The organism is Staphylococcus sp. NRL 16/872, from assembly GCF_022815905.2.
Taxonomy (GTDB): Bacteria; Bacillota; Bacilli; order Staphylococcales; family Staphylococcaceae; genus Staphylococcus.
Window position 1 is genome coordinate 1 of sequence record NZ_CP119331.1, and the last position, 2,597, is coordinate 2,597.

Annotated in this window: 1 protein-coding gene; it reads left to right on the forward strand. The window is 30.0% G+C overall.

Going from position 1 to position 2,597, the window contains the following annotated elements; all coding sequences use genetic code 11:
- Nucleotides 1-156 precede the first annotated feature (156 nt).
- Nucleotides 157-1,080, forward strand: a complete 924-nt coding sequence (locus MT340_RS12845; protein ID WP_002499696.1) for a protein rep — start codon at nt 157-159, stop codon at nt 1,078-1,080.
- Nucleotides 1,081-2,597: the final 1,517 nt, after the last annotated feature.

The window sequence follows — 2,597 nt, forward strand, 5'->3', positions numbered from 1 at the left end:
ATGACTGTCTTTGAACGCAAAAAAAGTTGCTTTTTCGTACCTAGTATAGTAGAGTTTATGGTGACCAAACCAAAACTTTACATGAAAGGAGAAAAAGCAACTTTTTTGTTATAAAACTTTGTATACAACTTAGTTGTTTTTACAGTGATTTAATATATGGAAAAGTATACTGAGAAAAAACAGAGAAATCAAGTATTTCAGAAATTTATTGAACGACATGTCAAAGAAGGACAAATGGATTTGATAAGGGAGTGCAACACATTCTTGAGTTTTGTGGCAGATAAAACATTAGAGAAACAGAAATTGTATAAATCTAATTTATGTAAAAATCGATTTTGTCCTGTATGTGCATGGCGAAAAGCGAGAAAAGATGCGTTAGGTTTATCTTTGATGATGCAATATATTAAGCAAAAAGAAGATAAACAATTTATCTTTTTAACACTTACGACACCAAATGTAACAGTGGAGCATTTAGAAAGTGAGATTAAAGCTTATAATCACTCTTTTCAAAAGATGTTTAAGCGTAAAAAAGTAATTTCTGCTACGAAAGGTTATGTAAGAAAATTAGAAATTACTTACAATAAAGAACGTGATGACTATAACCCGCATTTTCATGTTTTAATTGCTGTTAACAAATCGTATTTTACAGACAAACGATATTATATTAGTCAAAAAGAATGGCTGAATTTATGGCGAGATGTGACTGGAATTGATGAAATCACACAAGTACATGTTCAAAAAATCAAACAGAACAACAACAAAGAATTATACGAAATGGCGAAGTATTCTGGTAAAGATAGCGACTATTTAATTAATCAAAAAGTGTTCGATACATTTTATAAATCTCTTAAGGGAAAACAAATTCTTGTTTATTCTGGACTGTTTAAAGAGGCAAGAAAGAAATTAAAAAATGGAGATTTAGATTATCTTAAAGAAGTAGATCCAACAGAATATATTTATCAAATTTTTTATCACTGGAATCAAAAAGAATACTTAGCGAGTGAAATTTTTGATTTGACTGAAGAAGAAAAAAGTAAAATTAATCATCAAATGATTGATGAAATTGACGAAGAAAAATAAAAATAAATTTTCTTAAACGTTAGCAAAAAGCTAGCGTTTTTTTATTGAAAAGTGCTAAAAATGTTTGGGTACATTCTGGGTACAGACACAAGATGTAGGGGAACATTTTGGGTACAAACGCAATTTATAGGGGTACATTTTGGGTACAAAAACAAAATTTAGGCACCAAGTAGAAATCTTTGTAACACTTGAAATGTCTGGCTTCGCCAGACCCACCTTTTTAATAGGTGGCAAATTTCCCTTATGCTCTTAATTTTTATTTTGGACAAAATCAAGATTTCGGTATTTTTTACAGAAATTTGCCCCTGAAGGAACTAAAAACCGGTATCACTTTTTGAAGGATTTTATGCAAAATTTTAGTTTGCATGTAACTGGGCAGTGTCTAAAAATCGTCACTGGTTTTGCTAAAAAATTGTGATGTGCAATCAAAATATATTTATTTGGCTCTCATTTGTGTTTTAAGCGCTTATATAGAATTTTAGATATAAAACTACGTAAATATTTAGTGTTTCTTCAAAATGCCCCTTTAAAATTAAAAATAAAGGCATTCAAAATTTTCGTAAGAGTTATGATAAAGTTTGCTAAAATAAAAATCAAAAGTACGTATTTATGCTGAGAAAATTTATTGATGTTGAGAAGAATATATAAATGAAAAACCACTCACTAAATTTAGTGAGTGGTTTTTAAAGTCTTAATAGCAAATTTCTAATAATGGGATAAGAGTTATTATGCTATATGCATTATATCATGACTTTTTGGTTTGAAAAGCTTTGTGGATCTAAATAATCTTTGGTGTTAAAAAGAAAGAGCTATCAAAATGATAGCTCTAAGCCTTCCCCTATAATTATAAGTATAATAAACGAGGATAATACTATGAAACGCTAAGAGAAGACGTGTATCTATTATAGCACGACATTTATGCCGAGAAAATTTATTGATGTTGAGAAGAACCCTTAACTAAACTTGAAGACGAATGTCGGCATAGCGTGAGCTATTAAGCCGACCATTCGACAAGTTTTGGGATTGTTAAGGGTTCCGAGGCTCAACGTCAATAAAGCAATTGGAATAAAGCAATTATTTATTTTTGAAGGTTGGTTTTGGAATATAGATATTAATAGTAATATGGAATTATAAACGGGGGGTGATTGTATTCAAGACAAATTATCAAGTCAATTTACCTCTGGATTAAGGGTAAAACTAGAATGTAATGCTTGTAAAAATCCAATAACGAGAATCACACATAATATTTATAAACCTTATAGTGAAGGTAATAACCGTTGTTTTGTTTATACAATGTGTGAGAAGTGTGGAGAAAGAGATGTCTTTACTGTAAATGAGGATTTCTATGGAGAAATTAGTGTTGATGTTTCTCCTTTAGAAGGTGAATGGAATCTTTAGTTTTTATTTGTTTATAAGCAAATTTTGATGTTTTTGCTTGCTTTAGAAACGAGTTTCTTCTTGTCTTGATACTATAGGTAACTATTCCCGTCCAGTTAACTATCCTTGGATTAGTTGAT